At 67.5% G+C, this 25,527-nt stretch carries 23 protein-coding genes; 13 read left to right on the plus strand and 10 right to left on the minus strand.

Going from position 1 to position 25,527, the window contains the following annotated elements:
• Nucleotides 1-2: 2 nt before the first annotated feature.
• Nucleotides 3-767, plus strand: coding sequence for an SDR family oxidoreductase (locus ACQPYH_RS26740; protein WP_432876555.1), 765 nt, complete (start codon nt 3-5; stop codon nt 765-767).
• Here the strand turns inward: ACQPYH_RS26740 and ACQPYH_RS26745 are convergent.
• Both ACQPYH_RS26745 and ACQPYH_RS26750 read right to left on the minus strand, forming a co-directional pair.
• Nucleotides 764-1,321 carry a hypothetical protein gene (locus ACQPYH_RS26745; protein WP_432876557.1) on the minus strand — a complete coding sequence of 186 codons (558 nt, stop codon included), beginning with the start codon at nt 1,319-1,321 and terminating at the stop codon, nt 764-766. The genes ACQPYH_RS26740 and ACQPYH_RS26745 overlap by 4 nt on opposite strands.
• Before the next feature lie 56 nt (nt 1,322-1,377).
• Nucleotides 1,378-2,274: a LysR family transcriptional regulator gene (locus ACQPYH_RS26750; protein ID WP_432876559.1), complete on the minus strand. Its 897-nt coding sequence runs from the start codon at nt 2,272-2,274 to the stop codon at nt 1,378-1,380.
• A gap of 81 nt (nt 2,275-2,355) precedes the next feature.
• On the opposite strand from ACQPYH_RS26750, the gene ACQPYH_RS26755 reads away from it, so the two are divergent.
• Nucleotides 2,356-3,285, plus strand: a complete 930-nt coding sequence (locus tag ACQPYH_RS26755) for a DMT family transporter (RefSeq protein ID WP_432876560.1) — start codon at nt 2,356-2,358, stop codon at nt 3,283-3,285.
• On the opposite strand, the gene ACQPYH_RS26760 is transcribed toward ACQPYH_RS26755, so the two are convergent.
• On the minus strand, nt 3,184-4,578 hold the full coding sequence (locus ACQPYH_RS26760; protein ID WP_432876562.1) for a ricin-type beta-trefoil lectin domain protein: 1,395 nt from the start codon (nt 4,576-4,578) through the stop codon (nt 3,184-3,186). The genes ACQPYH_RS26755 and ACQPYH_RS26760 overlap by 102 nt on opposite strands.
• A gap of 31 nt (nt 4,579-4,609) precedes the next feature.
• Complete coding sequence (locus ACQPYH_RS26765; protein ID WP_432876564.1) at nt 4,610-5,725, minus strand: DNA glycosylase AlkZ-like family protein; 1,116 nt, start codon at nt 5,723-5,725, stop codon at nt 4,610-4,612.
• 114 nt (nt 5,726-5,839) lie between these two features.
• Between ACQPYH_RS26765 and ACQPYH_RS26770 the strand changes: the two genes are divergently transcribed.
• Together ACQPYH_RS26770 and ACQPYH_RS26775 are read left to right on the plus strand one after the other, a co-directional pair.
• Nucleotides 5,840-6,658, plus strand: a complete 819-nt coding sequence (locus ACQPYH_RS26770) for a hypothetical protein (protein ID WP_432876565.1) — start codon at nt 5,840-5,842, stop codon at nt 6,656-6,658.
• Nucleotides 6,659-6,773: 115 nt separating this feature from the next.
• Nucleotides 6,774-7,043 carry a GlsB/YeaQ/YmgE family stress response membrane protein gene (locus ACQPYH_RS26775; RefSeq protein ID WP_432876567.1) on the plus strand — a complete coding sequence of 90 codons (270 nt, stop codon included), beginning with the start codon at nt 6,774-6,776 and terminating at the stop codon, nt 7,041-7,043.
• Between the two features lie 93 nt (nt 7,044-7,136).
• Here the strand turns inward: ACQPYH_RS26775 and ACQPYH_RS26780 are convergent, their stop codons facing one another.
• From ACQPYH_RS26780 to ACQPYH_RS26800, 5 genes are all read right to left on the minus strand, one after another.
• Complete coding sequence (locus tag ACQPYH_RS26780) at nt 7,137-9,506, minus strand: glycoside hydrolase family 65 protein (RefSeq protein ID WP_432876569.1); 2,370 nt, start codon at nt 9,504-9,506, stop codon at nt 7,137-7,139.
• Nucleotides 9,503-10,270 (minus strand): beta-phosphoglucomutase family hydrolase, encoded by a 768-nt coding sequence (locus tag ACQPYH_RS26785; RefSeq protein ID WP_432876571.1) that lies wholly within the window; start codon nt 10,268-10,270, stop codon nt 9,503-9,505. The genes ACQPYH_RS26780 and ACQPYH_RS26785 overlap by 4 nt, the downstream gene beginning before the upstream one ends.
• 10 nt (nt 10,271-10,280) lie before the next feature.
• On the minus strand, nt 10,281-11,246 hold the full coding sequence (locus ACQPYH_RS26790) for an RNA polymerase subunit sigma-70 (protein ID WP_432876573.1): 966 nt from the start codon (nt 11,244-11,246) through the stop codon (nt 10,281-10,283).
• The gene (locus tag ACQPYH_RS26795; RefSeq protein ID WP_432876575.1) at nt 11,243-11,656 is read right to left on the minus strand and encodes a glyoxalase superfamily protein; all 414 of its coding nucleotides are present in this window, start codon (nt 11,654-11,656) and stop codon (nt 11,243-11,245) included. Before ACQPYH_RS26795 ends, ACQPYH_RS26790 begins: the two co-directional genes overlap by 4 nt.
• A gap of 91 nt (nt 11,657-11,747) precedes the next feature.
• Nucleotides 11,748-12,755, minus strand: a complete 1,008-nt coding sequence (locus tag ACQPYH_RS26800) for an acetylxylan esterase (RefSeq protein WP_432876576.1) — start codon at nt 12,753-12,755, stop codon at nt 11,748-11,750.
• A 145-nt stretch (nt 12,756-12,900) separates the two neighbouring features.
• Here ACQPYH_RS26800 and ACQPYH_RS26805 point away from each other — a divergent pair, with 145 nt between their 5' ends.
• The 9 genes from ACQPYH_RS26805 (at nt 12,901) to ACQPYH_RS26845 (ending at nt 24,086) form a co-directional block, all read left to right on the plus strand.
• Nucleotides 12,901-13,488: a PadR family transcriptional regulator gene (locus ACQPYH_RS26805; protein ID WP_432876578.1), complete on the plus strand. Its 588-nt coding sequence runs from the start codon at nt 12,901-12,903 to the stop codon at nt 13,486-13,488.
• Nucleotides 13,489-13,529: 41 nt separating this feature from the next.
• On the plus strand, nt 13,530-15,095 hold the full coding sequence (locus ACQPYH_RS26810) for a sulfatase family protein (protein WP_432876580.1): 1,566 nt from the start codon (nt 13,530-13,532) through the stop codon (nt 15,093-15,095).
• 10 nt (nt 15,096-15,105) lie between these two features.
• Nucleotides 15,106-16,620, plus strand: a complete 1,515-nt coding sequence (locus ACQPYH_RS26815) for an ABC transporter substrate-binding protein (RefSeq protein WP_432876582.1) — start codon at nt 15,106-15,108, stop codon at nt 16,618-16,620.
• 4 nt (nt 16,621-16,624) lie between these two features.
• Complete coding sequence (locus tag ACQPYH_RS26820) at nt 16,625-17,566, plus strand: ABC transporter permease (RefSeq protein ID WP_432876584.1); 942 nt, start codon at nt 16,625-16,627, stop codon at nt 17,564-17,566.
• Nucleotides 17,563-19,257, plus strand: coding sequence for a dipeptide/oligopeptide/nickel ABC transporter permease/ATP-binding protein (locus ACQPYH_RS26825; protein WP_432876586.1), 1,695 nt, complete (start codon nt 17,563-17,565; stop codon nt 19,255-19,257). The genes ACQPYH_RS26820 and ACQPYH_RS26825 overlap by 4 nt, the downstream gene beginning before the upstream one ends.
• Complete coding sequence (locus ACQPYH_RS26830; RefSeq protein ID WP_432876588.1) at nt 19,250-20,077, plus strand: ATP-binding cassette domain-containing protein; 828 nt, start codon at nt 19,250-19,252, stop codon at nt 20,075-20,077. Before ACQPYH_RS26825 ends, ACQPYH_RS26830 begins: the two co-directional genes overlap by 8 nt.
• Nucleotides 20,074-21,825, plus strand: a complete 1,752-nt coding sequence (locus ACQPYH_RS26835; RefSeq protein ID WP_432876590.1) for a sulfatase — start codon at nt 20,074-20,076, stop codon at nt 21,823-21,825. Before ACQPYH_RS26830 ends, ACQPYH_RS26835 begins: the two co-directional genes overlap by 4 nt.
• Nucleotides 21,825-23,321 (plus strand): sulfatase family protein, encoded by a 1,497-nt coding sequence (locus tag ACQPYH_RS26840; RefSeq protein ID WP_432876592.1) that lies wholly within the window; start codon nt 21,825-21,827, stop codon nt 23,319-23,321. The genes ACQPYH_RS26835 and ACQPYH_RS26840 overlap by 1 nt, the downstream gene beginning before the upstream one ends.
• A 69-nt stretch (nt 23,322-23,390) precedes the next feature.
• Nucleotides 23,391-24,086, plus strand: a complete 696-nt coding sequence (locus tag ACQPYH_RS26845) for an SDR family oxidoreductase (RefSeq protein WP_432876594.1) — start codon at nt 23,391-23,393, stop codon at nt 24,084-24,086.
• On the opposite strand, the gene ACQPYH_RS26850 is transcribed toward ACQPYH_RS26845, so the two are convergent.
• Nucleotides 24,087-25,121 (minus strand): enolase C-terminal domain-like protein, encoded by a 1,035-nt coding sequence (locus ACQPYH_RS26850; RefSeq protein WP_432876596.1) that lies wholly within the window; start codon nt 25,119-25,121, stop codon nt 24,087-24,089.
• Nucleotides 25,122-25,527 lie beyond the last annotated feature (406 nt).

Below are 25,527 nucleotides of genomic sequence, written 5' to 3' on the forward strand. Positions count from 1 at the left end.
GCATGACCCAGTCAGCTGCCCGCCCAGTCGTCCTCGTCACCGGCGTCGGCCGTACCGTCGGCATCGGCGCCGGTATCGCCCGTCAGCTGGCCGCCTCGGGCTGGGATATCGCGTTCAGCTACTGGACGGCGTACGACGACCGCATGCAGTGGGGTGTGCAGTCCGGGGCGACGGACGAGATCGTCAAGGAGCTGAGCGATCTCGGCGCCGCCGTGGCGCCGATCGAGGCGGACCTCGTCGATCCGGCCGCCCCCGAGCGGATCTTCGCGGCCGCCGAGGAGCAGCTCGGCCAGGTCGCTGCGCTGGTGATGTGCCACTGCGAGTCCGTCGACTCAAGCATCCTCGACACGACCATCGAGAGCTTCGACCGGCACTTCGCGGTCAACGCCCGTGCGACCTGGCTGCTGATCCGCGAGTTCGCCCAGCGCTTCACCGGAGCCCACGGCACCGGCCGCATCGTGGCACTGACCAGCGACCACACCGTCCACAATCTCCCGTACGGCGCCAGCAAGGGAGCGCTCGACCGCATCACGCTCGCGGCGGCGCAGGAACTGTCCGAGCTCGGCGTGACCGCGAACGTCGTCAACCCCGGCCCGATCGACACCGGCTGGATGACCGACGAGGTCCGCGACGCCTGCCTCCAGCAAACCCCGCTCGGCCGACTGGGCATGCCGCAGGACACCGCTCACCTGGTCGACTTCCTCTGCTCCCCGCAAGGTCAATGGATCAACGGCCAACTACTGAAGAGCAACGGCGGGTCCGCTTAGTCCCAGGTCAGGGGGAGGCAGGCGACGCGGGTGCCTGTGGTGCCGTGGATGACGATGGAGCGGTCCCCGGGTTTCGGAGCGAAGGGGACGACGGTTGACGCCGTACCTGCGCCGCTCGGGCTGACCGTGAAGTCGAGCCAGATCTCGCGCTCGCGGTCCATTCGGACTGGCTTGCGGCCCGCGATCACGTCGATGTTGTAGTGCGGTCCGGCGGCAGCGCCATCGCCTGCCACACAAGGGCCGGTGTGCAGGTGCGCGCCGAAGGTGCCGCGGGCATGCCCGGCGCCGGTGACATGAAGCCGAACGGTGGTCCGTGCGCCGTGCGACACCATCACGACGACAGCGCGGGCACCACGGAACGGTCCGTCCGGCTCGAGCTGCCGCAGCGGTCCGTTGCTTGACGCAACCTTCGACTCCGGAGCGACCGGGATCGCGATCTCGCCACGCGGTACGCCGGGTGGCCGGTTCTGCGCCGCAGCCACCGGCCCGGCGATCACGCCGAGCACTCCCAGCAGCCCGACCGCGGCGAGGACGCCGCGCACTCTTCCCGTCATGTCTCCCTCTCCCGGAACGACTGCTCCGGGCGGGGAGCGAACATGTCGTGAGGCTATCAAGCGCTCGCGGTCCGGATCGTCGCGGCTGCGGCCCGTAGGTTCGCGAGCGTCGTCCGCACGGCCCGCCGAGCCGTGCGTTCGGGTCGATGCAGGGCGTCGATGTGCCGCCGTACGTGCACGCCCCGCATCGGCACGAGCACGACCCCCGGATGTGACCGGGCCGTCCACCGCGGGATCAGCGCCAAACCGGCGCCTGCGGCAACCAACTCCGCGACCACGGTGAACTCGTTGACGCGATGGACCAACTCGAGCCGCTGGTTCGCCGCCGCCCCGATCGCCTCGATCGTCGCCATCAACGGAAACCCGTCGTGCACCGTGATCCACGGCTCGCCTGCCACGTCCCGCGGCGCCAGCGAGGGCTTCGACGCCAACCGATGGCCAACAGGTACAGCGACATCCAACGGCTCGTGCAGCAACGGGGTGGCCGCAACCGTCCGCGGCCAGGCGGCGGCATGATCCATCCGATGCGCAAGCACCACGTCGTACTCGCGGGTCAACGGAGGGAACTCGTCCTGCGCGACATCCTCGTCGTGCAAGCTGACCCGCGGCCCGTCCCCCACCAGCAACAGCGACGGGAAGAACGCAGCGGCCGCGCTGTGGAACGCGGACACCGACACGACCGCATCCGGCTGCTCAGCGAAGTCGTCCACGACCTGCCGGGCTCGCGCCAGCGCCGACTCCACGTCGGCCGCCGCCGCTGCCAACGCACGCCCGGCCGGGGTGAGCACCACTCTCCGGCCGTCGCGCTCGGTCAACGGGACCCGGATTGATCGCTGCAACAGCCTGAGCTGCTGCGAGATCGCGGACGGGGTCACCAGCATCGCCTCGGCCGCAGCAGTCACGCTCCCCAGCTCGCCGACTTCCCGAAGCACTCGCAACTGTCGTTCGTCCATATCAATACTGTAGGCGTGCTACAAGATTGCTTAAGAAGGTGGTACTTGGCTTCAACGTCGTCAGCGGTCACCGTTGGAGTCGTGCCCGCCTCCCGCCGTACCGATCTCCTGCTCCTGCTGGTCGCCGTCGTCTGGGGTTCGAGCTACCTCGCCGCCAAGACCGCAACCGCGTCCACGCCGGTGCTGACCGTGCTCTTCGTCCGGTATGCCATCTCCGCCGTCGCATTGCTGCTCTTCGTACGACGCATCAGCCGCAACGAGCTCAGGATCGGCGGAGTCCTCGGCCTCACGCAGGCTGCGGTACTGATCCTCGAGACGTACGGCGTGACACACACCAGCGCCGCCAACGCCGGGCTGATCATCAGCCTGACGCTGGTCCTGACCCCGACGCTTGATCGTCGCCGGCTCCCGCCACGGTTCTACCTCGCGGCGGCCATCTGCGTTGGAGCCGTCGGCCTGCTGATGTCCAGCCACGGACTGCACGTCCCCGGCGTGGGCGACCTCCTCATGCTCGCGGCCGCTGTCGTCCGAGCCTGCCATGTCGCACTGGTCGGTCGCCTTGCCACCGACCTCAGGCCGTTGCAACTGACGACAGTCCAGACCCTCGTCGGCACCGCACTCTTCGCGGTGCCCGCCGTACGTCACCTGCCCGCGATCCCTGCCATGGGCTGGCTCCAGATGGCCTATCTCGCCTTGTTCTGCAGCGTTTTCGCGTTCCTCGTGCAGACCTGGGCGGTCCAGCGCACGTCAGCCAGTCGAGCCAGCCTTCTGCTCGGCACCGAGCCGATCTGGGCGGTAGCCATCGGAATCGGACTCGGCTCCGAGCAGCTGACGATCACGGCCGCGCTCGGCGCCGTACTCCTCCTGGCCGGCACCACCTGGGGCCAGGCAATCGAACGCAATGCACGGCTAGGAGCGGGTCCACTTCTGGTCGTCGGATCCGTTGCAGGGGGCAACGATGACCGCAGCGCCGTTGCCGGTTCCGTTGGCCGTGAGGCAGCCAGCAGCTGAGCTGACCGTCTGGTCGGCGTTCAGTTGCCAGGCCTGGTCCGCGGCGCCGGTGCAGTTCTCGATGGTGGCTGCGGAGGAGCCGGCGGTGAGGCACTTGTCGGCGTACACAGTCAGCTGACCGCTGGCAGTCTGGTTCCAGGACTGGTTGCCACCGTTGTTGCAGTCCCACAGGTCGAGCGCCGTACCCGGGCTGGTCGAGAAGCCCGGTACGTCGACGCACCGGCCACTCGCGACACCCCGAAGGGGCTCACCCGGCGGGGCGGGCGGCAGGGTGTTCGTCGGCTCCTTCTTCAGCAGACCCCAACCCCACCACAGCTGGTCCCGGCCGCTCTGGCTGTTGACCTGGAGATCGCTCGGACCGACCTGCGTGGTCATCGAGTACGAGTCGCCGGTGCGCAGGCCGGGCCAGTAGACGATGCCCATCTTCTGCTCGTGGGCGACCTGCGTCAGCGCGCCGAGGTACGCCGTGTAGACGTTGCCCTCGTGGTTGCCGTAGTTCAGGCCGATCGTCATCGGCGAGCCGGCCTCGTCGATGATCGTGCGCCAGCCGTACGAACCGATCCGCGGCCGGAGGTTCGCCAGCCAGGCGGCCTCGGTGGTGTCCGACGCCCAGAAGCCGTAGAAGTGCAACGACAGCAGCGTGCCCTTCAGCTCAGGCGCGGCGCCGACCCCCGTCACGTTGTCGTTGTAGCCGGTGCCCGAGATGACGATCCGTCCGCGCGGTACGTCGCTGTGCCGGGCGATCCACGCCGACGTCAGCGAGACCCACTCGGTCAGCGAATACCCGAACGGCTCGTTCATCGGCTCGAAGTACACGTGCGGGTTGCGGCTGTACGCCTTCACGACGGTGTCCCACATCGCGGCGTACTTCGTGGGGTCGTCGACCCGACCGTCCTTGGCGTTGTCGGCCTCCCAGTAGCTCAGGATGACCTTGTAGCCGTTCGCGACCGACGCGTCGATCGCGGCGCGGTACGAGTTCCACCACGGGGTGCCCACGCTCGAGGGATTGATCGGCAGGCGGATCGTATTCGCTTTGAGCTCCTTGCGGAACTCGCCGACGATCCCGGTCGCCTTGCGGTACGTCGTGCGGTAGTCGTCTGCCGTACTCAGGCCGGACGGGACTACCTCGTCGTGGGCGTAGTTGTCGCGCGGATCGGCCCAGTTCACGCCGCGGAAATCGTCGGTCCGCGGCGGACCGGCCTGAGCCGGCAGAGCCAGCCCAGAAGCCAGCCCGGAGGCCAGCGTGACAAGGGACAACAGGACGGTGGCGATACTGCGAGCGGTTGACCTCACCCGGTGATGTTTACGTGAACATAGCCATCCGTCAAGGGGTCAGCACGAGTTCCAGGCGCAGCCATTTCGCCAGGTCGCGGATCTCACGGTGCACGGCCGCGGTCAGCGTCTTCGAGAACGGCTCGTCCTCGTGGATCGCGTCGACCCGGAAGATCCCGGCCTTGCGGTCGGACATCGCGTCGACCTTCCCGACCAGGCGGTCGTTATGCAGGATCGGCAGCGCGAAGTATCCCCATCTGCGTTTCGCGACCGGTTTGTACATCTCCAGCTGGTAGTCGAAGTCGAAGATCTCGCCGAGCCGCTTCCGGTCGTACACCAGCCGGTCCAGCGGCGAGATGATTGCCGTCCGCCCGGTGAACGGCTGACCGAGCAGCGCTAGCCACTCTGCATCGATCCGCCACTCGCCGCGGACGCCGTCGACCACGGCCCGCTCCCCCGCCTCGCCGGCGTCGAGCGGCTCGCCCGGGCAGGCGGGTCCCTTGGCTCGCAGGATCCCCATCGAACGCAGCCGCTGCTCGTCGCGGATCCGGGCCGCCTTCTCCAGCGGAACCACCGGGTCGTCGGGGTAGATCCGGGACGCCAGGTCCCACAGCCGGTCGCGTCCGTCACGGCCAGCGATCGCCACCTCACCACGCTGGATCATGAACTCGAGCAGCTGCGACACGTTGCGGTTGTTGGTCCAGCCGCTCGACTTCCACGGCCGCACGCAGGTGTCCGGCAGCTCGCGCATCACCAGCGGACCGTCCTGGCGGAGCCGCTCGAGGATGTCGAGCCGGCAGCCCTCGTTCGACTTCACCCAGTCGCCGCGGTACTGCTGCCAGTCGAGCGGCTCGCCGTCCGACGGCCACGCCTCCATCTGGGCCCGGAACAACGCCAGCGTCTCCGGCATCCGCACGAACCCGCGCAACTCGAGCAACTGCTGCGTCGCCAGCGCATCCGCGAGCTCGGCAGCGTCGTACGACGAACCGAGCCGGCTCCACGCGACCAGGTCCGCGTTCGGCGCGACGTATGCCGTTTGGTCGAGCTGGATCACGTTCAGCCCGCGCACGATGTCGAAGAGATCGTCCGGCCGCTCACCCGTCAGCAGCTGTGCCCGCACCGCCAGCCGCCTGGCATCTCGTTTCGACAACTGATGAAGAACGGTCACGAAGAGAGACTAAGCGACGGATCGGACAGTATTGTGGGACGAAGGCCGAGCTAGGTGGGGACCTTCGGCTCGGGGGCAGGGGGATAGATCGTGGCGCTACGTGGTTGGACAGTTATGTCCGGTGTAGTTCTGCTGGCAGTCGCCGGTTGTACGAGCGCCGAGGGCTCGAGTGGGTCGAGCCCGGTGACCGAAACCCCCTCGATCGTTCTTCCCCGGACCACGGGTCCGGTCAAGCCCACGTCCGATTGCGCGCATTCCACCGAGCAACTCCCGCCGGAGGCCCAGGCGGACGGCGTCGCGCTCGCCGCGACCACCGATCCGACCCGCACGTCGTTACTGCTCAAGAACATCGGCGGGATGACGGCCATCATCATGCCGGACGCGGGCTTCACCAGCCGACTGATCGCCGCGCCGGCCGGGAACCCGACCGACCTGGCATCCCGGGCCGCACTGATCGCCGTCAACAACAGCGGCGGTCTCGCCGGGGTCCTGGACATCCCCGTGTTCATGCCCAAGAACCAGGTCATCGTCGTGCCGCCGCAGTGGGGGGTCTGCGTGCTCAGCGACAGCCTCAAGGAGTTCGCCTCGGCGCGGTACCTGCAGGACAAGTCGACCACCGCGCAGTACTTCCTGTCGAAGGCACTCGCGGACCAGGTGCTCGGCAAGAACAGCATCGCCAGGACGCAGCCGACACTGATCAGGTGCGCGAAGAGCACCGCGGACATCGTCAAGGGCAAGCCGACGCTGTCGGACATCGAGCAGTACGTCGAGATCCTTGCGCCCGGTTCACCGTGCCGGAACAGCTACCAGGCCCTGTTGCACAGCGACCGGGATGCGGCCGATCAGATGGCGACCGCAGTGCTCAGCGAACTCCAGGCAACCCCCAGGCTGAAGCCCAACAGCGACCTCCTCATCACCACCGCCCGAAGCTGACCGCAGCTGGACCCAGGGTCGGGTCCGGGTCCGATCAGGGAGAACTCCACTGCCGCTTGCCCCGCCGCGGCCGGAGACTGGAGTCCTACCGTTCGACCCTCGGAGGTCTTCAGCCATGATCGGCTTCATCATCGCCGGACTCGTCATCGGAGCGTTGGCCCGGCTCTTCACGCCCGGCAAGCAGAAGCTCGGCCTGCTCGCCACGTTGCTGCTCGGCCTGGCCGGCTCGGTGATCGGCGGCACGATCGCCGCGATCCTCGGCACCGGCAGCATCTTCGAGCTGAACGTGTTCGGCTTCATCATCGCGGTGATCTCGTCGGTGCTGCTGGTCGGCACGGCCGAGTCGCTGTCCGCCCGCCGCAAGAACTCATCCATCACCCGCTAAGCAGCACCGAGCTAGCCGACCTGACTGAGCTAGCCCGACCTGACCGAGCTAGCCGACCGAACCGAGCTAGCCGACCTGAGCGAGCGAGCCGTCCTAGCCGCCCTCGTTGATTGCCATCGCCGGGCGCGGCTCGCGGCCCGGCGGTTGGGGCGGCCGGGGCAGCAACGGGCGCCGCTTCTCCAGCGTGCGGACGACCGGCTTGTCGGCCCGGACCGTGATCTCCTCGCCGGCGTGCCGGAGGGTGATCTCGGCGTCCGGGCCGTTGTGCACGGTGTACTTCACCGCCACCGGATCGATCTCCACCTTCAACCGGACCCCGCGCCAGCGGATCGAGAAGCTCAGCCCGCCCAGCCCGATCGGCAGCGCCGGATCGAACGACAGGTAGCCGTCGCGGTCCCGCAACCCGCCGAAGCCGCAGACCAGCGCACTCCAGGCACCGCCGAGCGACGCCATGTGCAGACCGTCGCCGGTGTTGTGGTGGAGGTTGCGCATGTCGATCAGCGCGGCCTCGTACGCATAGTCGTACGCGAGGTCCAGATGCCCGACCTCGGCCGCCATCACCGCCTGCACGCACGCGGACAATGACGAGTCCCGCACCGTCAGCCGCTCGTAGTAGTCGAAGTTCCGCGCCTTCTCCTCGTCGGTGAACGCGTCACCGCACCAGAAGGTCGCCAGGATCAGGTCGGCCTGCTTGACCACCTGCGTGCGATACAGCTGGAAGTACGGCGCGTGCAGCAGCAGCGGATACTTGTCCTTGTAGGCGTCGAAGTCCCACACGGCATACCCGGTGAAGCCCTCGGACTGCGGGTGTACGCCGAGATCCTTGTCGTACGGCACATACACGGCAGCGGCCGCGTCACGCCACGCAGCCTCCTCCTCGGCGTCGATGCCGAGCTCGCGGGCCTTCGCCGGCAGCTTGACCGAGACCTCCGCCGCGAACCGCAGATTGCGCGCCGCCATCAGGTTCGTGAAAACGTTGTCGTCGGCAACGGCGCTGTACTCGTCCGGGCCGGTCACGCCGGGCAGGTGCCAACGCCCGTCGCGGTCGTGGTGTCCGAGCGACATCCACAGCCGAGCCGTCTCCGCAAGCAACTCCAGCCCGACCTCTTCGAGGAAGCCGTCGTCGGCGGTGGCGGTGTGGTAGCGCATGACCGCTTCGGCGATGTCAGCGTTGAGGTGGAACGCCGCCGTACCAGCGGGCCAGTAGCCGGAGCACTCCTGGCCGCGGATCGTCCGCCACGGGAACGCAGCGCCCTTGAAGCCCAGCACCTCCGCCCGCTCCTTGGCTAGCTCGAGGATCGAATGTCGCCAGCGCAACGCGTCGGCGGCCGCGTCGGGCATGGTGTAGGTCAGCACCGGCAGCACGAAGCCCTCGGTGTCCCAGAACGTGTGCCCGTCGTATCCCGCGCCGGTCAGCCCCTTGGACGGGATCGCGCGACGCTCGGCGCGCGCACCGGCCTGCAGCACGTGGAAGAGCGCGAACCGCACCGCCTGCTGCAACTCCGGATGCCCTTGCACCTCGACGTCGGCGCCGTCCCAGAAGTCGTCGAGGAAGTCGACCTGCTGCTTGGTCAAACCATCCCAGCCGGAGAACTGCGCACTCGCGATGGCTGCTGCGACCTGGTCCCGGATCGCTGTCTCCGAACGCAGACTGGACCAGCCGTACGCCAGGTACTTCACGACGCGCAGGCTCTCGCCCGGCTGCAGATGCGCGATCACCGTGGTCCGCGCCCAGTCCTCCCGCACATCCTGGTCCATCGCGTACCGGACGGTGGTATCCACCTCGTGCGACATCGCAGCCGCCATCAACTGCTGGCTGCGCGTGGTCCGGTGGATCAGTACGACGCCGTGCTCGCCGCCGTCGTGGCTGACCGGCTTCAGCGGATTGTCGAGCACTGCGGCGACACGGGGGTCGTCGGACAGCTTCGGCTGCGCCTCGTTGGCGACCAACTCGGACTGGATCACGAACCGGGCCGGCTGGTCGATTGGCTCGACGACGTACTCGATCGCGGCGACCGCGCGCTGCGTCAGCGACACCAGCCGGCGGCTGCGGACCTTGATCCGCTTGCCGCCCGGTGAGGTCCAGTCGACGTCGCGTTCGAGGATGCCGGTGCGGAAGTCGAGCGAGCGTTCGTGCTTGGTCAGGTACCCGTAGCGGATGTCGAACGGCGAGTCGTCGACCATCAGCCGGATCAGCTTGCCGTTGGTCACGTCGACGAGCGTCTGCCCGGACTCCGGGTAGCCGTAGCCGGCTTCGGCATACGGCAGGGGGCGCTGCTCGTAGAAGGAGTTCAGGTACGTGCCCGGGATCGCGTACGGCTCGCCTTCGTCGAGGTTGCCGCGCAGGCCGATATGGCCGTTCGACTGGGCGAACAGCGACTCCGACTGTGCCAGCTTGTCCAGCGCGAGCCGGGTCTCCCGCAGGCGCCAGGGCTCGATGGGGTGATGGCCTCGGTCGATCATTCGCCCGCCACCTCTCCTGACACGTCGGCTGCCAGCAGGTCTGCCAGGTCGCGGACCACGACGTCGGCGCCGTGCGCCTTGAGGTCGGCGGCCTGACCGACGCGGTCCACTCCGACCACGTAGCCGAAGTGGCCCGAGCGGCCAGCCGCCACTCCGGCCAGCGCGTCCTCGAACACGGCCGCCTCGGACGGGTCGACGCCGAAGCCCTTGGCCGCGGCGAGGAACGTGTCCGGCGCCGGCTTGCCCTTCAGGCCTTCGGTCCGGATCGTCACGCCGTCGACGATCTGCTCGACATACTTGGCGAGTCCGGTGACGTCCAGCACCTCGCGGGTGTTCGCGCTCGACGACACCACCGCGCGGCGGAGTCCCGCCTGCTCGGCGGCCTCGAGGTACCGCCGGGAGCCTTCGAACACGTGCACGCCCTCGGTCCGGATCCGGCGCTGGACGGCCTCGTTCTTCCGGTTGCCGAGTCCGTTCACCGTCATGGCGTCCGGCGGATCGTCGGTGGCGCCGTCGGGCAGCGTGATCCCGCGCGCGGTCAGGAAGTCCCGCACCCCGTTCGCGCGCGGCTTGCCGTCGACATACGCGTCGTACTCCGCCCGCGCGTCGAACGGCTGGAACGGTATCCCGTGCTGCGCCGAATAATCACGGAGGAACAGGTCGAACATCTCTTTCCACGCGGCGGCGTGGACGGCAGCGGTGTCGGTCAGCACACCATCCAGGTCGAACAGACAGGCCCGGATCCCCGCAGGTAGTCCCAGCATGGTCACCACACTAGGGGGTCAACCGGTCCGGCAAGCCAAAGGCTGGGAAACGGGAGTAGCCGAAGGTGGTGATCTCGACGATCTTGTGGTCGCTCACCCACAGCACGTCGAGCTTGAACGCCCGCCACACCGTGTCCCCCGGACGCATCAGGTACGACGCTGCCGCGGGCAACCGGTTTGCCGAGGTCGGCACCAACTTCCACTCGCCGTCGCGCTTCGGCCCCATGCCCCGCTCGAACAACGGCAGGCACGCGGCCAGGCCGTCGAACGTCAACTGGTCAGGCGGCATCGAGATCCGCAGGTCCTCGGCCGCGATCGCAATCGCCGCCGCTGCGTCACACCGCTGGTGTGCGTCGATGAAGCGATCCAGCACCTCGCGCTCCTCGGCCGTCGGGCGTGGCGCACTCCAGTCGGACCGTCGGGCCGGCAGGCGCTGCTGCATCGTCACGCGGGCGCGCTGAAGCGCACTGTTGGCCGCCGCCACGCTGGTCTCCAACAGGCCGGCAGTCTCCGACGCGGACCAACCGAGAACGTCACGCGCGATCAGTGCGGCACGCTGACGAGCAGGCAACGCCTGGAGCGCGATCAGGAAGGTCAGCTCGATCGTCTCCCGGTCCACCGCGACCGCGTCGGGCTGGTCGGCCGGCGGAGCGATCTCGTCGAGCAAGCGGTCCGGATACGGCTGGAGCCAGACCATGTCGCCGGGCGACGTACTGCGCCGGGTCTGTCGTCGGGTGACGTCCAGGCACACGTTGGTCGCGATCTTGTACAGCCACGCGCGGAAGTACGTGCGCCCGTCGTACTGATCCCGGCTGCGCCACGCCCGCAGCAGCGTCTCCTGCACGGCATCCTCGGCATCGTCGTACGACGCGAGCATGCGATAGCAGTGCACGTGGAGCTCGCGCCGGTGCCGCCCCGCGAGGTCGGCGAACGCGGCCTCGTCGCCCGCGAACGCCGCCTCTTCCAGCGTGGTCATGAGGTGTGTCCGACCTCCTGGACGGTCCAGTTGTTGCCGTCCGGGTCGTCGAAGGACAGGAAGCTGCCGTAGTCGGAGCGCTCGGGGTGCACACCGTCCTGTTTGCCCTGGGCGCCGAAGTGGAACGGCTCGCTGATCTCCACGCCACGCTCGACCAGCTCGGCCCGGGCCGCCTCGATGTCCTTCACCACCAGGTGGGTGCCCTGATAGCTGCCCGGCTTCGCCGAGGTCACCCCGGTCCCGATCGTGATCGAGCACGCCGACCCCGGCGGGGTCAGCTGCACGACCCGGAACGAGTCGCCGGCCCGGTGGTCGACGTCCTCGGCGAAGCCGAGCTGGTCGGTATAGAACTTCTTGGCCCGGTCAACGTCCGACACCGGGACGATCACGAGCTCGAGTTTCCAGTCCATCTGCGGCCTCCCGCGGTCACGGTCGGTCCAGTCTGACCGACATCAATGACCGTGTAACGACGGCCGCCGCGGAAACTCATCGGTCCATCGATCAGCTGACGGCAGATGCCTCGAAGATCTGCGCGAACCAGTCGAGCTGGGCCAGCTGCTGGTACGTCTGGCCGCCCTCGTGGTTGTTGTACTGGTAGACCTCGATGTCCTTCTGCTCGCTCCCGGTGGCGCCGTAGTGGTTGTACGCCGCGAACACCGTCGACGGCGGGCAGGTCGCGTCCATCAGCGCGACCGAGAACAGCGTGGGCGCCGTGGCCAGCCGGCCGAGGTTGACGCCGTCGAAGTAGCTCAGCGTCCGCAGTGCTGCGTCGACGTCCTGCCGGAACCCCTTCAGGTACCGGGTGATCTCGCCGTACGGGTCCTTGTCGGTGATCTGCAGCGCCCGCTCGAAGTGACACAGGAACGGTACGTCGGGTGCGCAGCCGAGCAGCTCGATCCCGGCGATCGGTGCGAGACCGGCCGCGGCGATCGAGATGCCACCGCCCTGGCTGCCGCCGGTGACGATCAGCTTGGCCGGGTCGACCAGCGGCGACGTCTTCACGGCGTCGAGCGCACGGACCGCGTCGATGAACACACGACGGTAGTAGTAGGTCTCGGGGTCGGTGATGCCCGCGGTCATGAAGCCCGGCGTGTGGTTGAGACCGGCGTACGGCGTGTCGTCCGGCGTCGCGTCGAAGCCGCCGGCGCCGTAGCTCTGGCCGCGGGTGTCCATCACGAAGTGGGCATAGCCCGCCTGCGCCCACAGCGTGGTCGCGTGCGGGAAGCCCCGTCCGCCGGAGTACCCGTGGTACTGCACGACGGTCGGCAGCGGGCCGGTGGCGCCTGCCGGTACGTGCAGCCAGCCCTTGACCGGCGTACCGCCGAAGCCGGCGTACGTGACGTCGTAGGTGTCGATCAGCGCGAGCTTGTTGTCGATCAGCGTGAACGAGGCGGACAGGTCGTCGGTGCGCGCCTTCTCGATGGAACGGCGCCAGAAATCAACCAGGTCGGCGGGTGCGGCCACGTCGGGCCGGTACTCGCGGAGCTTGTCGAGGGAAAGGTCGAACATGGCCATGAGCGAAAACCTACGCCCACCGGAGCCTTCTCGGTAAACGATCTCCGATAGCGGACAGGGTCATGAAGTATTGACGGAGTATTCCACTTGTGGTGTCCTCTCGGGTATTCCACTTGTGTCATACCGGTCGGAGGCGGTCATGAAGCTCGAGCACATCCTTCTCGGCGTGTTGCTGATGCGCCCCAGCACCGGGTACGACCTGAAGCGCTACATGGACGCCCGCGGGACGTTCCTGCGGCCCAACACCCAGATGAGCCAGGTGTACCGCTGCCTGTCGTCGATGGAGGAGCGCGGCTGGGTCTGGCACACGGTCGAGCCCCGGCCGGGCGCCCAGGACGCCAAGACCTACCGGGTCACCGACGAAGGGATCACGGTGTTCATGGACTGGCTCACCGCACCGTACTCCCCGACCACGATCTATACCCGGGATCCCGGGTTCTACGGGCGGCTCGCGTTCTGCGGGTTCCTCCAGCCCGACCAGGTGATCGAGCTGCTCGATCGGGAGATCCTCGCCCGGCAGCTGCAGATCAAGCGTTACCGCGACCGGGACCGCACCGTTCCCGAAGAGTCGGAGCTGCCGTTCGACGCGGAGCTCCAGGCCTACGTCGAGGAGCGGTCGCACGAGCTCGGTTCGCAGCTCATGGACCAGCACGTCGCCTGGTGCATCGACCTCCGCGAAGAGCTGCAGAGCCGCAACTCCCAGCGCCGCATCCGCGCGGTCGACTGACCGCAGGACTCACGTGTAGTTGCCCTTTCAGGAGCACAGCTATGCCCACTTCCAGACCGAACGTCCTCTGGATCAGCACGCACGACATCAATCCGCATCTCGGCTGCTACACCGGGATCTGGCCGGGCGCCGAGCAGGCTTGTACGCCGCGGCTCGACCAGTTGGCCGCCGACGGTCTCCGGTTCGACCGCGCGTTCTCGGCGGCTCCGGTCTGCGGTCCCTCGCGCAGCGCGATCATCACCGGCTGCTTCCCGCCCGCGATCGGCACCATGCACATGCGGACCCGCGCCACTCCCCCGCCGTCGGTCCACCTGCTGCCCGAGTACTTCCGCGCCGCGGGCTATTGGACCGGCAACACGGCCTTCACCGATTTCCAGGTCGACATCCCCGAGCCCATGTACGACGAGCTCGGCGATCACGCGCACTGGCGGCTGCGGGACGACCCGGACCAGCCGTTCTTCATGGCCTTCCACAGCCTGATCACGCACGAGTCGCAGATCCATCTTGACGACGACGAGTTCGCCCGAAAGACGCCTGATGCGCAGCGGGTCGAGAAGGCCGACGTACCGCCGTACCACCCGGACACCGAGGTGTACCGGACGTCGTGGCGGCGGTATCTCGAACTGATCAGCCAGATGGATCACTGGGCCGGCGGGATTCTCGACCAGCTCGAGGAGGACGGGCTCGCGGACAACACGATCGTGGTGTTCTGGAGCGACCACGGGCTGGGGATGCCGCGCGGCAAGCGGTGGGCGACAGAGCTCGGGTTCCGCGAGCCGCTGATCATCCGGTGGCCGGGGAAGATCGCCGCGGGGTCGACGTACGCCGAACCGGTCGCGCTGATGGATCTCGCGCCGACGATGCTCTCCCTGTGCGGCCTCGAGGTTCCCGGCCACATGCACGGCGAGGTCCTGTTCGAACGGCGCAGCGAGTACGTCGTCAGCGCCCGGGACCGGATGGGCGAAGCCGAAGACACGTCCCGCTCGATCCGCGACCGACGGTTCCGCTACACCCGGCACCTGCATCCGGATCGCTCGCCGATGGGACACACGGAGTACCCGGACAATCTGTGGACCTGGAAAGAATTGCGCCGGCTCTTCGCCCAGGAAGCCCAGCAGCAGCTGGCATTCGGCGAACCGCCGTCGATCCTCACCGACCTGCAACGCTCGATCGTTGCCGCCAGCAAGCGTGCACCCGAGGAGCTGTACGACGTCGAGGCCGATCCGCACGAGGAGTACAACCTCGCCGGGCTGCCGGAGTACGCCGATGTACAGCAACGCCTCTCCGACGCGCTGGACGACTGGCTGGCGAAGACCGGCGACCTCGGGCAACGACCTGAACAGGACCTGCTCGCCGAGTGGCGTCCCGACGGGGAACGCCCGCGCACCGCCGAGCCGGACATCCGGAACCGTGACGGCCTGGTGGCGATCACGTGTCCGACGGACGGCTCCCTCATCGGCTGGACGACTGACCCTCCGACGGCGGAGCGCCGTCGCTGGCAGCTCTACACCGCCCCGTTCACCCCATCCGCACCCATCTGGGTCAAGACCTGGCGGCTCGGCTTCCAGCCCAGCGCAGACATCCCGGTCGCACCACCCGCACGCTAAGGAGCCGATCATGCTCATCCGCCGCTGCAGCGCCCTGCTGGCCGCTGCCGCCCTCGTCGTCGGTGTCGGCGCCTGCTCGGGCGCGGGCGCCAGCTCATCCGCATCCAAGACGCTGACCATGGCAGCAGTCCTCGACAACAACTCCTTCGACCCCACACAGCTGAACATCGGCAACCAGATGCAGTACTGGTCGCCGGTCTTCGACACCCTGCTGACCCGCGACAAGGACAACAAGCTGCAGCCGTGGCTCGCGACGTCGTGGAAGTACGACGCCACGCGCACGACGCTGAACCTCAAGCTCAAGAGCGGCGTGAAGTTCAGCGACGGTACGCCGTTCGACGCGACCGTGGTGAAGGACAACCTGACCAATCTGGCCGCGGGAACCGGTCAGAACTCGTACATGAGCCGGTCGATCGCGACGTACCAGATCGTCAGCCCGACCGAGCTGAACCTGAAGCTGAAGTCGCCCGATCCCGGGCTGATCGACTACCTGGCGAGCGTCGGCGGCGTGATGGCCAGCCCGAAATCGCTGAAGGCCAAGGACGTCGCGACCACGCCGGTCGGCAGCGGACCGTACGAGCTGGACAAGACCGGGACCGTTGCCGGTAGCACCTACACGTACACGCGGAACCCGGGATACTGGAACACCGCCGCCTTCCCGTACGACAAGATCGTGATCAAGCCGATGACGGACCTGACCGCCCGGTTGAACGCGATCAAGTCCGGCCAGGTGAACGGGGCGCTCACCGACACCAACTCGCTCGCCGACGCCCAGCGCAGCGGACTCACCGCCAACACCACACCGGTGAACTGGAACGGCCTGTTGCTGATGGACCGCGACGGCAAGCTCGTCCCGGCGCTGAAGGATCTCCGCGTCCGTAAGGCGATCAACTACGCCTTCGACCGTGAGGCGATCCTGAAGAACGTCTCGCACGGGCAGGGCGCGCTGACTACGCAGATCTTCAACGCTGCGGGTGACGGGTACGACAAGGCGCTCGACAGCACATACAACTACGACCCGGCGAAGGCCAAGCAGCTGCTCGCCGAAGCGGGCTACGGCAGCGGGTTCTCGATCACGATGCCGGAGTCGCCTGGATTCGCACAGTACAACGCGATCATCGAGCAGCAGTTGGGTGCCATCGGCATCAAGGTCAAGTGGGTGAAGGTTCCGGCCAACGCGGTCATCACGGAGATCCTGTCCGGCAAGTATCCGGTCGCGTTCATGACCCTGGGCAGCCAGTCGGCGTGGCAGGACATCCAGAAGGCCGTCACCCGCAAGTCGCCGTGGAACCCGCTCAAGGCCGGCGACCCGCAGCTCGACAAGCTGCTGGCCACCGCCCAGAACGCGCCGGAAGCTCAGCTGCCGGCCGCGATGAAGGCAGTCAGCAAGTGGCTGGTCGACAACGCCTGGTTCGACCCGTGGTACCGCGAGAACAGCGTCTACCTGAGCGATGCGAAGACCGCCGTCGCCATGCAGGCCTACAACGTGGCGCCCGCCATCAGCTCGTTCGCCCCGAAGGAGTGACGGCATGTTTCGATTCATCGGACGCCGGCTGGTCGCATGCGTCGTACTGGTCGTGGTGATCGCCGGCATCACCTTCCTGCTCGCGTTCTCCGGCACGAGCAACGTCGCCCGCAACCTGCTCGGCGAGAACGCGACTCCGGACCAGCTGGCCGCCAAGAACGCTGAGCTCGGTCTGGACAAGCCTCTGCTCGCACAGCTCGGGACGTGGGCTTCGCACGCGCTGCACGGCGACCTGGGAATCTCCTGGTTCACCAACGAACCTGTAGCGCAGGCGATCGCCAACAGACTGCCAGTGACGTTGTCGATGGTCGTGCTGGCGGTGACGCTCACCGCTCTGATCAGTGTTGGGCTTGGTGTGGCCGCCGCCGTGCGTGGCGGCTGGCTGGACCGGGTTATCCAGGTGCTGAGCGTGGCCGGGTTCGCATTGCCGAACTTCTGGGTCGCACTGGTCCTCGTGGTGTTCTTCTCGGTCAGCCTCGGAGTGCTACCCGCGACCGGCTACGTGCGGCTCTCGGAGTCACCTGGCAGTTGGGCAGCAGCCCTCGTACTGCCGGTGGCGTCCCTGGTGATCGGGAGCACCGCGTCAGCCGCCCAACAGGTTCGTGGTGCAGTGATCGACGTACTGCATCAGGACTTCGTCCGCACCTTGCGAGCCCGTGGCATCAGTCCGCGGTCCGTACTGTTCCGGCACGCCCTGCGGAACGCCGCGAGTCCTGCGCTGACCGTGCTGTCACTGCAGTTCATCGCTCTGCTCGGTGGTGCGGTGGTGATCGAGAAGGTGTTCGCCATCCCAGGTCTCGGCACGCTGACGATCAACGCGGCGCTGCAGGGCGACGTACCGGTCCTGATGGGCGTGGTGGTCACGTTGGTCGTCCTGGTCGTCATCGTCAACCTGGTCATCGACGTCATCAGCGGCTGGGTCAACCCGAAGGTGCGTGTGCAATGACGGTCCGCAAGGTACTCCGCAACCCGCTGGCGATTGCTGCGCTGGTGGTCCTGCTGGTGATCGTGCTGGCAAGCATCTTCGCGCCACTGATCGCACCGCACAGTCCGACCGCGCTCCGGCTCGACAAGATCAACGCCGGTCCGGGTAGCGGCTACCTGCTCGGTGGTGACGGTGCCGGCCGCGACATCTTCAGTCGGCTGCTGCATGCCGGTCGCAACACCCTGACCGGCGCAGTGATCGCTCTAGCAGTTGCCCTGATGCTCGGAGTGATCTCCGGACTGCTCAGCGGGTACTACGGCGGCCTGCTCGACGGTGTGCTCGGCTGGGGCGCCAACCTGTTGATGGCGCTGCCGACGATGATCGTGCTGCTCGCACTGTTCCAGGCGCTCGGCTCGTCGATCTACCTGGCCATGGTCGCGTTCGGCGTGATGCTCTCCCCCGGATTCCATCGCCTCGTGCGCGGTCAGGTCATGGCGGTCAAGCACGAGTTGTACGTCGATGCCGCGCGCGTGTCCGGATTGAGCGATCCCCGGATCATCGGGCGTCACGTGCTGCTGGTCGTACGGGCTCCAATCGTCATCCAGGCGTCGGTCGTGGCCGGTATCGCCATCGTCGTACAGTCCGGGCTGGAGTTCCTCGGCCTGGGCGATCCGGGTACGCCGACGTGGGGCGGCATGCTGCAGGACGCGTTCACCAACATCTATACGTCACCGGTGGCCATCTGGTGGCCCGGTATGACGATCGCGCTGACCGTCGCGTCGCTGGTCCTGCTGGGCAATGCGATCCGCGACGTCATCCAGCGCACGGACCGGCCGCGCAAACCTCCGAAGGCGCCGAAGCTCGTGCCTGCGACCCCGGACACGAGCGAGCTGCCGCTGCTGCGCATCACGAATCTGTCGGTCGGCTACCCGACCAACGACGGCTATCGCGAGGTCGTACACGGCGTCGATCTCGACGTTCGGCACGGAGAGGTGATGGGGCTGGTCGGCGAGTCCGGGTCCGGCAAGACCCAGACCGCCTTCTCTGTACTCGGTCTGCTCTCACCCGGCGGCACGCTGCTCGGTCACAGCAGCATCGTCTTCGACGGCACCGAGCTGGCCCGGCTGTCCGAGTCGCAGCGACGAGCACCGCGGGGTAAGCGGATCGGCTACATCCCGCAGGAGCCGATGTCGAACCTCGACCCGTGCTTCCGAGTCGGCGAACAGCTTGTGGAACCGCTGCGCGTCGTATCCGGTCTGTCCAAGCAGGCCGCCGTGGCCGAGGCCCTGAGCCTGCTGGAGCGCGTCGGCATCCCGGATCCACGCCGTACCTTCGCCGCCTACCCGCATGAGATCTCCGGCGGTATGGCGCAGCGCGTGCTGATCGCCGGTGCGGTGTCCGGCAAACCTGACCTGCTGATCGCGGACGAGCCGACGACGGCGCTGGACGTGACGGTGCAGGCCGACGTACTCGATCTGCTGCGCGGTCTGCAGACGGAGTTCGGGATGGCGATGTTGCTGGTCACGCACAACTTCGGCGTGGTCGCTGACATCTGCGACCGGGTGGCCGTGATGCAGGACGGGCGGATCGTCGAGGTCAACGACGTACGGCCGTTGTTCGCGAGTCCACAGCACCCCTACACACAGACGCTGCTCGGCTCGACGCTCGAGGACAGCACCCCACGCACCCGACTCGAGGTGAACCATGCTTGAGGCCAAGAACGTCGTCGTCGAGTACGCCGGGCGCCGGCGCGCCAAGGCCTTCCGGGCACTGCACGACATCTCGTTCGACATCAAGCCGCACGAGACGCTCGGACTGGTCGGTGAGTCCGGTTCCGGCAAGACCACGATCGGACGGGCGGTCCTCGGCCTGGTGCCGGTCAGTTCCGGGTCGATCCGGTTCGACGGGCAGGAGCTGGTCGGGATGTCCCGCCGGGAGCGCCGCCGGCTGAGTGACGACATCCAGGTCGTGTTCCAGGACCCGTACAGCTCGCTCAACCCGTCCATGACCGTCGAGGACATCCTGGTCGAACCGCTGGTCGCACGTGGCTCGGTCGATCGCCGTACTGCGACCGAGCGGGTCCGCACGCTGCTCGACCAGGTCGGTCTGCCGCAGGACGCCGTACGCCGGTTGCCGCGCGAGTTCTCCGGCGGCCAGCGGCAACGCATCGCCATCGCCCGCGCTCTGGCGCTGAGGCCCAAGCTCATCGTCTGTGACGAACCCGTGTCCGCGCTGGACCTGTCCACCCAGGCGCGCGTGCTCGACCTGTTCATCTCTATCCAGGAGGAGACCGGAGTGGCCTACCTCTTCATCTCGCACGACCTCGCTGTCGTCCGGCACATCAGCCACCGTGTCGCGGTCCTGTACCGCGGTGACATCGTCGAGTACGGCGACGCCGGCGCCGTGACCGAGCAGCCCGAACACGCGTACACGAAACGCCTCCTGATGGCCGCACCGATCCCCGACCCGGACCGGCAAGCCGTGCGTCGGCAGGAACGGCGTGAGCTGCTGGCCAGTGAGGCGGTCGGATGAAGCGCGCCGTCATGGTCATGTACGACTCGCTCAACCGGCGGATGCTCCCGCCGTACGGCGCGGAGAACGTGCATGCACCGAACTTCAGCCGGCTGGCTGACCACACCGCTCTGTACGAGAACTGCTACGCCGGGAGCATGCCTTGCATGCCTGCACGCCGTGAGCTGCACACCGGGCGGTACAACTTCCTGCACCGGTCGTGGGGCCCGCTGGAACCGTTCGACGACTCGATGCCCGAGCTGTTGCGGCAGAGCGGAGTACACACGCATCTCGCGACCGATCACCAGCACTACTGGGAGGACGGCGGCGCGACGTACCACAACAGGTACTCGACGTACGAGTTCTTCCGCGGTCAGGAGGGTGATCGGTGGAAGGGGCAGGTCCGCGAGCCCGACGTACCGGAGACGTTGAACGGTGCGAACTTCCTGAGCCGGCAGGACTGGGTGAACCGGCAGTACATGCAGGACGAGTCGCAGCACAGCCAGACGTTGACGTTCGACGCCGGTGTCGAGTTCATCGAGACGAACCTTGCCGAGGACCAGTGGTTCGTGCAGATCGAGACGTTCGACCCGCACGAGCCGTTCTTCAGCTACGAGCAGTACCGGCGGTTGCTGGGGGTCGACACCGCGGCGCCGGTGTTCGACTGGCCGTCGTACCGGCGGGTGATCGAGACGCCGGAGGAGGTGGAGCGAGCACGCGGCGAGTACCTGTCGTTGCTGGCGATGTGTGACCGGTCGCTGGGCCGGGTGCTCGATCTCTTCGACCAGCACGGGTTGTGGGACGACACGATGCTGATCGTCTGCACCGACCACGGCTTCCTGCTCGGTGAACGCGGCTGGTGGGGCAAGAGCGTCCAGCCCTGGTTCGACGAGACGATCCACACCCCGCTGTTCGTCTGGGATCCTCGGGACCGTGCTGCCAGCGTACGGCGGGACGCCTTGGTGCAGACGATCGACATCGCGCCCACACTCCTGGACTACTTCACCGTCGACACTCCGCCCGACATGCAGGGCCTGCCACTGTCCGGTGGTCTTGAGCGAGAGGGTGCGCTGTTCGGCGCGCACGGCGGGCATGTCAACGTGACGGACGGCCGGTACGTCTACATGCGCGCCTGCGCCGATCCGTCGAACACACCGCTCCACGAGTACACCCTGATGCCCACCCACATGCGTGGGCGCTTCACTCCCGCGGAACTCCACAACGCCGAACTGGTCGACGGCTTCGCGTTCACCAAGGGCGTCCCAGTATTGCGAGTCCTGGGCCAACCGATGGGGAACCCCTGGTGGCATGGCTCGCTCCTGTTCGATCTGCAGACCGACCCGCAACAGCAGAACCCGCTCCGCGACGACGACCTGGAGTTGAGGTTGTGCAACCTGATGCTCGACCTCATGCATGCCAACGACGCCCCACCTGCGCAGTACGAACGTCTGGGACTACCGGCAGAGGGACCGGCGCTGACTGAGCATCTGCTGATCGGGCACCAGTGGGAGCAGGTGCAACAAGCGCTCCAGCCATCCGCACAGCGAGCCGATCTGAAGGAGGACTCACCGCTGCGAACGCTCACGGTGACCGAGCTCGTGGACAACCACCCCGACGTCCTCCCCGACCACATCCTCGCCGGGCTCGACGGGATGCGCCGCCTCAACCCGTCCGCTCCCCTGCTCGAGGTCTTCGCGGCACATCCGGGCGTGACCGGCCAGATGATGCTGGACATCGACGCGGCACTCTCCACCCGAAAGGTGCATTGATGGCACGCCCGAACATCGTCTTCGTCATGTCCGACGACCACGCCGCGCACGCGATCTCGGCGTACGGGAGCAAGGTCAACAGCACGCCGCACCTGGACCGGCTGGCCCAGGACGGGGTGCGGATGGACGCGACGTACTGCACGAACTCGATCTGCTCGCCGTCGCGGGCCTCGATCCTGACCGGCACCTACAGCCATGTGAACGGGGTGGCATCGATCTTCACCGAGATCGACTACCGGGTGCCGACGTTCACCGAGGTGATGAAGGACGCCGGCTACCAGACCGCGCTGTTCGGCAAGTGGCACCTCGGTGAGCGACCGGACTCCGCGCCGCGGCACTTCGACGCATGGCGCGTCTTCCCCGGACAGGGTGAGTACGTCGATCCGCTGATGCTGGGTCCGGACGGCGCCGAGACAGTGCCCGGGTACGCGACCGACATCGTCACCGACCAGAGCATCGACTGGATCCGGCAGCGGGATCCGGAGCGCCCGTTCCTGCTGCTGGTGCACCACAAGGCACCGCACCGGCCGTGGGTGCCGGACGAGAAGCACAAGCACCTCTACCCGGTCGGATCGATCCCGGAGCCGAGCACTCTGTTCGACGACCACAGCACCCGCAGCCAGGCCGTTCGCGGCGTACGCATGTCCGTTGCCGACGACCTGGGCGCGGACGAGCTCGGTGAGGACCTGCCGGACGAGCTGCGCGGTCCGGAGAACCGGGAGGCGCGGATGCGGTGGAAGTACCAGCGCTATCTGCGTGACTACCTGCAGTGCGTGCAGTCGATCGACGACAACGTTGGCCAGCTGCTCGACGTACTGGACGAGGAGGGGCTCAGCGAGAACACGGTTGTCGTCTACACGTCCGACCAGGGGTTCTTCCTCGGGGATCACGGGTGGTTCGACAAGCGGCTGATGTTCGACGAGTCGCTGCAGATGCCGATGATGATCCGCTGGCCGGCGGTGATCAAGGCCGGTGGCACCTGCGACGCGATGGTGACCAACGTGGACTTCGCGGCAACGTTCCTCGACATGGCCGGGCTGGAGATGCCCACCTCCCAGGGCCGGAGCTTCCTGCCGGTACTGCGCGGTGAGGAGGTCCCGGACTGGCCGGACGCGATCTACTACCGGTACTGGGAGCACGACGACCCGATCCACCATGCCCCGGCGCACTACGGCGTACGGACGAAGGAGTACAAGCTCATCCATTACTACGGCGCCGGTCTTGGCGTGCCGGGGTCGTCGGAGCGGCTGTTCGAGTCGGAGTGGGAGCTGTACGACCTGCAGAAAGACCCGGAGGAGTTGGTGAACGTCGCCGACGACCCGGCGTACGCCTCGGTCCGGGCGGAGCTGGCGAAGCAGCTTGCCGAGCTGCAGGCGCACTACGCGGACATGCCGTACGGCGGGCCGGACACACCGCGTCCAGAGTGGTCGTGGGCGGACGAGAAGTCGTTGCGCCAGGTCGCGGAGTACACCAAACGCCTCGGCCAGGAGGTCTGAAGGCCAGCCAGTGGCGGATGCGAGCTAGCCGGCTGCTGGTGTTCGGTAAGCGTCATGACACTTCAAGGCATGACAGTTCTGGTCGTCGGCCGGGGCGGCGGCATCGCCCGCGCGGTCACCCTGGCCGCACGGGACGCCGGCGCACAGGTCGTCGCCGCAGGCCGCAGCCAGCACAAGCTGAAGGCGGCGTACGACGGTGAGCCGGGCATCAACACCGAGTACGTCGACCTGACCGACGAGGCCTCGATCGCCGCGCTCGGCGAGCGGCTCGGGACCGTCGACCACATCGTCTCGACCGCGTCGGCCCGGGCCCGCGGGAAGATCGCGGACCTCGACCGGGACGCGGTCCGGGCGTCGTTCGACACGAAGGTGATCGGCCCGCTGATGCTCGCCAAGCACCTCGCGCCGCGGATCAACGAAGGCGGCTCGCTGACGATCTTCTCCGGTGTCGCGGCCGCGAAGATCGCCGTCGGCACGCTCGCGGTCGCGATCACCAACGGCGCGGCCGACGTACTCGCCCGCTCGCTCGCGCTGGAGCTGGCGCCGATCCGGGTGAACGCGATCTCCCCCGGCGTCATCGACACCGGAGCGTGGGACGGGCTCGGCGCGGGCAAGGACGACTACTTCCGCGACATCAGCGAGCGCAACCCGGCCCGGCGGATCGGTACGGCGGACGACGTCGCGCAGACCGTCCTGTTCGCGATGACCAGCACCTTCGTGACCGGTACGACGCTGCGCGTGGACGGCGGCGAACCGCTGACCTGACTAGGGCGCGGCGAGGCCGAAGCCCGGCTCCTCCGACAGGACGACGTACCCGTCTTCGAGCGTGTAGGCGCCGGGTCCCGGGACCCCTTCGACGATCGGGACGTTGCCGAGGCCGGCTGCGAGGTGAGCGGCGTACAGGGTCTTGAGCGGGACTCCCCAGGCGTGCGGTGAGGCTTCGGAGGCGAGTTGCGGCATCGTGCGACGCCAGGCGGTGAGGCCGTGGCCGATGACGTCCATGAGGGCTACGTCGATGAGGCCTTCGCGGGCCAGACGGAGGACGTGGTCCACGTCCGGGCCGTATTCGCCGTCGGCCACCTTGGGCCGGTTGGTCATGGTCTGTAGGCGTTCGCGGAGCGCCTGCAGGTCGGGTCGGCGTTCCTGGAACGGCTCCTCGATCCAGTACAGGTCGCAGTCCGCGACGCCGTCGAGGTACTCGAACAGGCCGTTGAGGTTGAACCCGTCGTTGCCGTCGACAAGAATCCCGGCGTCCGGGTACAGCTCGCGGGTCAGCCGGGTCACCTCGATGTCGCGCGCGAGGCCGGCCCGCGAATCCATCCAGCGGTGGCCGCGGCCGATCTTCAGCTTGAAGTCACGGAACCCGAACGCGTGGTCCTGCGCGAGGTTCGTCCGGATCGCCTCCAGCCCGTGGTCGAGGTCGTCGAAGTAGATGCCGCCGCTGTAGCAGCGCACCCGGGTCGAGCCGCGACCGCCGAGCATCGCATAGACAGGTACGTCGAGGACCCGGGCCGCGAGGTCGTGCAGCGGGTAGTCGAGGAACTCCGCCGCCGGATCGATCACGCCACGATCCGGGTCGATCAACTCGGCCAGGTTGCGACCGATCAGCGCGCGCGGGTCCGCGTCGTACAACGGCAGACCCCAGCCGACGGCGCCGCGATCGGTCTCCACGACGTACACCGTCTGCTTGCCCCCGCTCCCATGACTACCGAGAAACGAGTTCCGCCCGATCGTGCGCAGGTAGTCGTAGTGATGGTCGGCGGTCGTAACGGACCGGATGACATGGCTCGCGAGGGTCATCACTCAACGATAGAGGAGGTCTATTCAGAAGCTCTGAAGAGAAAGTGCAAGAGAGAAACGGAAAGACGAAGAGATAGAAGGGCAGTTGGGTGCACGGCTGGGTCCGGCGGTCCAGTGTCAGTCGGCAGGTGCTGTCCGGCCGACCAGGCTGTTGCCGGTGGAGCGTCTGAGGGGTTACCCCCGAGGTGGTCGGTTGCCCGCCTGCACGCCAGGGGTCAAGGGTCCATCCCTCGGGTTTGGCCCCTCAGATCTGCAACTCGACAGGAGGTGTGACGGTGTCGGGCTCGATCTCAGGCGTACGCGAGCAGCCGGGGCCGGCCGTCGGAGGCACACGTCCTGTCCAGATGCAGACCAACCAGCGCGATCACACAGACCTCGCAGATGCCCGACCGCCGCTGGTTCGCCG

Source organism: Kribbella sp. CA-245084 (assembly GCF_050942355.1).
GTDB lineage: Bacteria > Actinomycetota > Actinomycetes > Propionibacteriales > Kribbellaceae > Kribbella.